This window comes from Shewanella sp. 11B5 (assembly GCF_002836795.1).
Lineage (GTDB): Bacteria > Pseudomonadota > Gammaproteobacteria > Enterobacterales > Shewanellaceae > Shewanella > Shewanella frigidimarina.
The window spans coordinates 1-7,277 of the sequence record NZ_PJAP01000302.1; the positions used below are offsets into that span (position 1 = coordinate 1).

Annotated in this window: 7 protein-coding genes and 1 pseudogene; 1 reads left to right on the top strand and 7 read right to left on the bottom strand. The window is 40.5% G+C overall.

The genetic code is table 11. The features are described 5' to 3' along the window. The 5 genes and pseudogenes from CXF78_RS05945 to sdhC form a co-directional block, all read right to left on the bottom strand. Window positions 1–398 (bottom strand): annotated as a pseudogene (locus CXF78_RS05945) (2-oxoglutarate dehydrogenase E1 component); the annotation flags it as partial. Window positions 399–600: 202 nt separating this feature from the next. After that, a complete protein-coding gene (locus CXF78_RS05950; RefSeq protein ID WP_011637799.1) occupies window positions 601–1,308 on the bottom strand; it encodes a succinate dehydrogenase iron-sulfur subunit in 708 nt (235 codons plus the stop codon). 16 nt (window positions 1,309–1,324) lie between these two features. Continuing rightward, window positions 1,325–3,091, bottom strand: coding sequence for a succinate dehydrogenase flavoprotein subunit (gene sdhA, locus CXF78_RS05955; RefSeq protein ID WP_011637800.1), 1,767 nt, complete (start codon window positions 3,089–3,091; stop codon window positions 1,325–1,327). Continuing rightward, a complete protein-coding gene (gene sdhD, locus CXF78_RS05960; RefSeq protein WP_011637801.1) occupies window positions 3,092–3,439 on the bottom strand; it encodes a succinate dehydrogenase, hydrophobic membrane anchor protein in 348 nt (115 codons plus the stop codon). Next, window positions 3,433–3,828 carry a succinate dehydrogenase cytochrome b556 subunit gene (gene sdhC / locus CXF78_RS05965; protein WP_011637802.1) on the bottom strand — a complete coding sequence of 132 codons (396 nt, stop codon included), beginning with the start codon at window positions 3,826–3,828 and terminating at the stop codon, window positions 3,433–3,435. Before sdhC ends, sdhD begins: the two co-directional genes overlap by 7 nt. 409 nt (window positions 3,829–4,237) lie before the next feature. Here sdhC and CXF78_RS05970 point away from each other — a divergent pair, with 409 nt between their 5' ends. Further along, complete coding sequence (locus CXF78_RS05970) at window positions 4,238–5,524, top strand: citrate synthase (RefSeq protein WP_011637803.1); 1,287 nt, start codon at window positions 4,238–4,240, stop codon at window positions 5,522–5,524. 678 nt (window positions 5,525–6,202) lie between these two features. On the opposite strand, the gene CXF78_RS05975 is transcribed toward CXF78_RS05970, so the two are convergent. After that, a complete protein-coding gene (locus CXF78_RS05975) occupies window positions 6,203–6,640 on the bottom strand; it encodes a hypothetical protein (RefSeq protein ID WP_011637804.1) in 438 nt (145 codons plus the stop codon). Then, on the bottom strand, window positions 6,627–7,277 hold a 651-nt coding region (locus CXF78_RS05980; RefSeq protein ID WP_145991380.1), incomplete at its 5' end, for an N-acetylmuramidase family protein. The genes CXF78_RS05980 and CXF78_RS05975, both read right to left, overlap by 14 nt.

Here is a 7,277-nt window from a genome sequence, read left to right on the forward strand (position 1 = left end):
TGGTAAGCAGGATCCAATTCCTGAACAGCTTCACGCTTCCACAATCCTAATGGATCTAAATTGGCATTTTGATGGCCACGGAAACGGTGAGCATTGATCAGTTGCAGGACTTTAACTTGCTTCGCATCTAACTCTGGGTCGCCGACGCTAGTAGCGTTTTTTAAACGACCTTGTAAAGCTAAACTACGGAAATAGTCACGAACTTTAGAGTGAGCAGTTTCGGGTACTTCTACTGAGGCACCGTTAACCGGAGGGAGGTTATCAAAAACAAGCTGCCAATCAGGAGTAACTGATTGCGGATCTTCTTGATAGGCTTCATACATCTCTTCTACGTAGGTCGAGTTCGAACCACTTAAATGTGACGACTCGAGCCAGGCTTTCATGATGCCTTGGTGCATTGTTATTCCTTTCAAACTTGATACACGTGCTAGCCATAAACATAACAGTGAGTAACGTAAGTTACATCACACGTAGACTGAAATTATCTTAACAAGATAATAGCAGGAGGTATTACATAAACACACAAAAGAGCCATCCCCAATATTGAAGATGACTCTTAACAAAGCTAATAAGTCAGATTATTTTGCTCAGTTTTGTGCATTAAACAGCTCGCTTAAGCAGCATTGACTTAATGTGACCAATCGCTTTAGTTGGGTTTAATCCTTTAGGACAAACGTCAACACAGTTCATGATGCCATGACAACGGAACACACTGTAAGCATCATCTAGTTCAGATAAACGCTCTTCAGTGGCCGTATCACGACTGTCAATTAAGAAACGATATGCATGTAATAAACCACTTGGCCCGATAAATTTATCAGGGTTCCACCAGAAAGATGGACAAGCAGTTGAACAACATGCACACATGATACATTCATATAAACCATCTAAATGAGCACGCTCTTCAGGTGATTGTAGATGTTCACGAGCTGGAGCCTGTTCGTCATTAATCAGATAAGGCTTAATTTTTTCGTATTGCTTGTAGAACTGAGTTAAGTCTACAACCAAATCACGAACTACTGGCATGCCTGGTAAAGGACGGATTTCAATTTTCTTACCTTTAAAGGTAGATAATGGCGTAATACACGCTAATCCGTTTTTACCATTCATGTTAACACCGTCAGAACCACACACACCTTCACGGCATGAACGACGGAACGCAAGCGTTGAGTCTTGTTCTTTCAGTTTAATTAACGCATCTAACACCATCATGTCAGTGCCATCAGGCACTTCTAAGGTGTAATCCTTCATATAAGGCTTGGTATCTACATCAGGATTATAACGATACAATGCAAATGTTAATTTCATCTTTTGCAACTCCTGCCTAATAGGTACGTTTTACAGGTGGAAACGCTTCACGTAATTTAGGTGTCATGTTGACATCACGTTTGCTCATACCTTGAGTGACTGGGTTATACAAACTATGACATAACCAATTATCATCATCACGGTCTAAATAATCTTCACGAGAATGCGCACCACGGCTTTCAGTACGGAAGTTAGCTGCATAAGCAGTTGCCAGCGCTGTAGCCATTAAGTTGTCTAATTCTAAGCACTCAATACGTTGAGTATTAAATTCTGTTGAATTATCAGATAACTTAGCATTTTCAAGACGCTTTTGAATTGCTTGTAGCTGTTCTAAACCTTCAGCCATAGCATCTCCACTGCGGAAAACAGAGAAATTTAACTGCATACACAATTGAAGATCTTTACGGATAACCGCAGGTTCTTCGCCGTCTTTGTTGCTTTCCCAACGATTAAGACGAGCAAGTGATGCACTAATTTCTACGTCTGAAGCCGCTTTTGGATCAGGTGTAGCGTCTAACGCTTTACCTAAATGCTGACCAGCAGCACGTCCAAACACAACTAAATCAAGTAAAGAGTTACCACCTAAACGGTTTGCACCGTGTACAGATACACAAGCAATCTCACCAACAGCAAATAAACCTAATACATCTTGTTCAGTGCCGTCGTCATTCATACGAATAACTTGACCACTTACTTTAGTCGGTAAACCGCCCATCATATAATGACAAGTTGGCAACACTGGAATTGGACCATCAGCTGGATCAATATGAGCAAAGGTACGTGATAATTCACACACACCAGGAAGACGAGCTTCTAAGGTTTCTTTACCTAAATGATCAAGTTTTAGCAAACAATGTGGACCTAAAGGACCGTCTAAACCACGACCTTCACGAATTTCAGTCATCATTGAACGTGCTACCACGTCACGAGATGCTAAATCTTTCGCGTTTGGCGCATAACGTTCCATGAAACGCTCGCCGTCTTTGTTTAGAAGATATCCACCTTCACCACGACAACCTTCAGTAACCAAAACACCTGCACCGGCAATACCTGTAGGGTGGAACTGCCACATTTCCATGTCTTGTAACTGAACACCAGCGCGTGCCGCCATACCAACACCGTCACCAGTATTGATGTGAGCATTAGTGGTTGATGCATAAATACGTCCTGCACCACCAGTGGCTAAAATAGTCGCTTTTGCTTTGAAATAAACAATTTCGCCCGTTTCAATTTCAATTGCAGTACAACCCACCACTACGTCATCTTCGTTTTTAACCAAATCTAAGGCATACCACTCAGAATAAACGTCAGTTTTATGTTTAACGTTTTGTTGGTATAAACAATGAAGCAGTGCATGACCTGTACGGTCAGCTGCAGCAGCAGTACGAGCAGCTTGCTCACCACCAAAATTACGCGACTGACCACCAAAAGGACGCTGATAGATAGTGCCGTCTTCGAAACGAGAGAAAGGTAAACCCATTTGCTCAAGTTCGATAATCGCTTCAGGACCCGTTTGACACATAAACTCAATGGCTTCTTGGTCGCCGATAAAATCAGAACCTTTAACCGTGTCGTACATGTGTTGTTCCCAATGATCTTCGTGCGCATTACCTAATGCTACAGTGATGCCACCTTGAGCAGAAACGGTATGTGAACGAGTTGGGAATACTTTAGATAACAGCGCACAGCTCTTACCTTCTTTAGAAATCTGTAATGCAGCTCGCATACCCGCGCCGCCGGCGCCGATTACGATTACATCAAATTCGCGTACTGGAATACTCACTTAAACACCCCACACTATTACAATGCCTGACGCTAAATAACTAAAAGCGATCAACACAAAGGTAAACTGTAATACACCACGTAACGCTGTATGTTTGACATAATCAGTCAACACTTGCCATACACCAATCCACGCATGGATAAGTAAAGCAATCAAGGTTATTAGGGTAAAGACTTTCATTGGAAGTGAAGCAAACAAACCATTCCAAATCTCGAAAGTTAACGGGGCACTACACGCGATAAAGCCAACTAAAAAAATAGTATAACAAGCGAGGATCACTGCACTTGCGCGTAATAGAATATAGTCATGAACACCACTGCGTCCAAAACTTGCTGCATTTGTTACCATACCCAAATCCCCGCTATGATTGAAAAGACTACTGCTAACACAAACGTAGCCTTAGCTGATGAGACACCCGAAGCTAACTCTTCCCAGTGTCCGGCATCCATAATCAAATGACGAATGCCACCTAATAAGTGATAACCCAACGCGGTTAGAATGCCCCAAATGATGAACTTCATCACGAAACCATCGAACAAGGATTGTACGCTAGCGAACCCATCTGCTGATGTTAAAGTCGAATTTAACAACCAAAGAAGGATACCAATAGCAAATAGCATGATAACACCGGAAATACGGTGCAGTATTGATGCGATAGCTGTCGCAGGAAAGCTTATCGTCTGCAGGTCTAGATGGACAGGTCTTTGCTTTTTCACGTTCTGCTCACTCAGCTCCATTGAGCATTATTTTTTTTATGATCTATTTTTTGCTTAACCACTAAAGCTTGCACAAGGCAGAGCATTTTTTAAACAAAAAACAGACTACTCTCAAGCATCTAATCAGTTGAGAAACCACTATTTAGTTAGTAAATTGATCATTTCTAAACTGTGACGCTCGTCGCCCTTAGGGACGCAGGCAAGTATACTCGCGGGAATTGTCAAATACAAACCTCACATTATGCAAAATAAGTTTTTTTAGTATTTTTTTATTCTAATGCAAGCGCAGAGCGGTTTTCAGCGAACATATACCATGGTCTAACAAATTTAAACGCTTATTTAAATTGATCTGTGATCCCGATCCACTGTAAAGTAATGACCGCTTAACATGCCGCACTCATATAGAAGAATGAAGTAAGGAGAACGGGGTATGGCTGATAATATAGCCAAATTAGAGTTACCAGGAAACGATTCAATCGACCTACCTATTAAGAAAGGTACTGAAGGTTTTGACGTTATCGACATCAGTACACTTGGAAAAAAAGGTTATTTCACCTTCGATCCAGGCTTTTTAGCTACTGCATCTTGTGAGTCTGCTATTACATATATCGATGGTGAACAAGGTATCTTGTTGCATCGTGGATATGCAATTGACCAGCTTGCAACTGAATCTACCTATTTAGATTTATGCTACTTGCTTCTTTACGGTGAATTACCGTCTAAAGTTGATTACGAACAATTTGTTGCCACAGTGAAAGAACACACTATGGTACATGAGCAAATTGCATTCTTCTTCAGAGGTTTCCGCCGTGACGCACACCCTATGGCAATGCTATGTGGTGTAACCGGTGCATTATCTGCTTTCTATCAAGATTCTCTTGATGTTAACAATCCAAAGCATCGTGAAATTGCAGCTTACCGCTTAGTGTCGAAAATGCCGACAATCGCAGCGATGTGCTACAAGTACTCAATGGGGCAACCTTTTGTTTACCCACGTAACGATTTAAGTTATGCGGGTAACTTCTTGTCGATGATGTTTGCTACTCCGTGTGAAGAGTACAAAGTCAATCCTGTTGTAGAAAAAGCAATGGATCGTATTTTTGTACTGCATGCTGATCATGAGCAAAATGCATCTACATCTACCGTCCGTTTAGCAGGTTCTTCAGGCGCTAACCCATTTGCATGTATTGCAGCGGGTATTGCTTCGTTGTGGGGCCCAGCTCATGGTGGTGCTAACGAAGCTTGCTTAGAAATGTTAGAAGAAATCGGCAGCGTTGACCGCATTCCTGAGTTTATCGAGAGAGCGAAAGACAAAAACGATCCATTCCGCCTAATGGGCTTTGGCCATCGCGTTTATAAGAACTTCGACCCACGTGCTAAAGTGATGCGTGAAACCTGTCATGAAGTCCTTAAAGAACTTAAAGTGGTTGACCCATTATTAGACGTAGCAATGGAACTTGAGCGTATCGCACTTGAAGATGAGTACTTCATCTCTAAGAAGCTATACCCGAACGTTGATTTCTACTCTGGTATCATCATGAAAGCCATTGGTATCCCTAACGATATGTTCACAGTGTTATTTGCACTGTCACGTACTGTTGGTTGGATTTCACATTGGAAAGAAATGTTAGATCAACCAGGCCATAAAATCAGCCGTCCACGTCAGTTATACACTGGTGAGTCTGCGCGCGATTTTGTGAGCGTTGATAAGCGTTAATCTTTTGATTAACCAAACTAAAAAAGCGCCGAAAGGCGCTTTTTTGTTATCTAAATTTAGATATCGGTGACTATTCAACGTAGTGTATAAATCAACCCTAAACACCTTCGATGATTTATAATCGGTTAGAAGCGATGTTTAATAGAACCATTTATTGCATGTTTTAACAGTTTAAAGTCGTATGACAGTAACCTGTTTGGAGTTGGTGCTAGTTAAACTCCAATTAGTCTTTGTTGATGACTCTATTACAATCTGGATCACCATTACCGGTGTGCAAGCTAAGAGGTACTAAACCTCTCCAAGAACCCATATTAATGACTTTTTTACACCATAGTTCCAGCTTTTAGGAGCATTAATTAAGCTTTTTTGGCACTGCTCCGCGGCGACATTAATTGTTAAGTTGTGATCATCTATATAAATTGAATTATTCCACCTCGGACCTGCTGCTTTGGCGAAAGATATAACAAAGAAAAAGCAAACAAAAATGTTTTCCCCATGTCAAAGTCTCTTCTTAAGAAACTCTTTTTTGAGAAATATAAACTGTAAAAGAAAGCATAGGCGAAGGTATGAATGAGCCTGTTCAGCAAAATAGACCTGCTTTTCTAATTCATCATCTTGGTACATTTATTCCACTTTAATCACTTTAATTTTAGCAAGATAATGAACATTTTTAATTCACTAGAAATCTTCAATAGAGCCCAACTTACTAAAACCTGAATCATCACAAAGCCAATATTCTTTTGTACCAATTTTTTGCATTGTTACTGATGTTTCTTTAGTAATCATATTAAGTTCTTCGCTGTAGTAGTCACTCACTAAGACTTCACTATCGCCGTATGTGAAAGTCATACTGTGCTCTGTAACTAAAGAACGGTGGTAGCTCGATTTACTCACATCACTAATTAGCGCTGCATTAGCAAGCTTTGAACTCTCAATATTAAATTGCTCTAATTTAAACGTGTTATCTATTTTACTAATAACAACATCAATCGATTTGGGCTGATCAGCGTGGCATTTAAATATAATCTCTGCCACATCACGCTGAGAGGCACTACACGATGCAACTAAAAATAAGGGTAAAACCCACAAAGCGTTAGAGAGTTTACTTTTTGTCATATTTTTCAAATGCCTTATGTAATTTAATATCATACTTATTCTGTTCGTACTGCGAGCCGTTATAACCTTTCGCAAATGAAGCCCAGTCTAGCGTTATTAGGTACTTTTCTAGGCCTTTATTCTTTACAAAGCTAACGAAAGCATCAAGCTGTTTTCTTTCAGAGCTGAACATTGCTTTAACAAATGCTTCTACGCTAGTAAAACCAGACTCACTATAATTAAAGCCCATAATTTGAAAGCGCCCCCATGAAGTCGACTTCAAAGCCTCTGAAGTATCTAAACTCATGGCAATTTCAAGCCTTGCATACTCTTGGGAGCCACCGGTATATAAGCTTCGATTCCAGGTTCTGCTGGATACAGATGGATGACTCTGATCATACTTGTGATTTGTCAAACGAGCAAAAATATGGGCTTCAAATAAGATTTTTGGCTTTCCGTTTGAGAAAAATGCATCACCAGAAGACTCTACGTCCGCAACAGCTTTAATAGCAGCGACTTTACAACCAAGTTGATTGGCAATATCTAGATAATCTGACTCAGATACTGACGAATCCCCACAAAAGAATGAATAAAAATAATGAGATAGGTTAAAAACGGAGGAACATTCATGGCATTTGGTGATCAAATTTATCGCCAA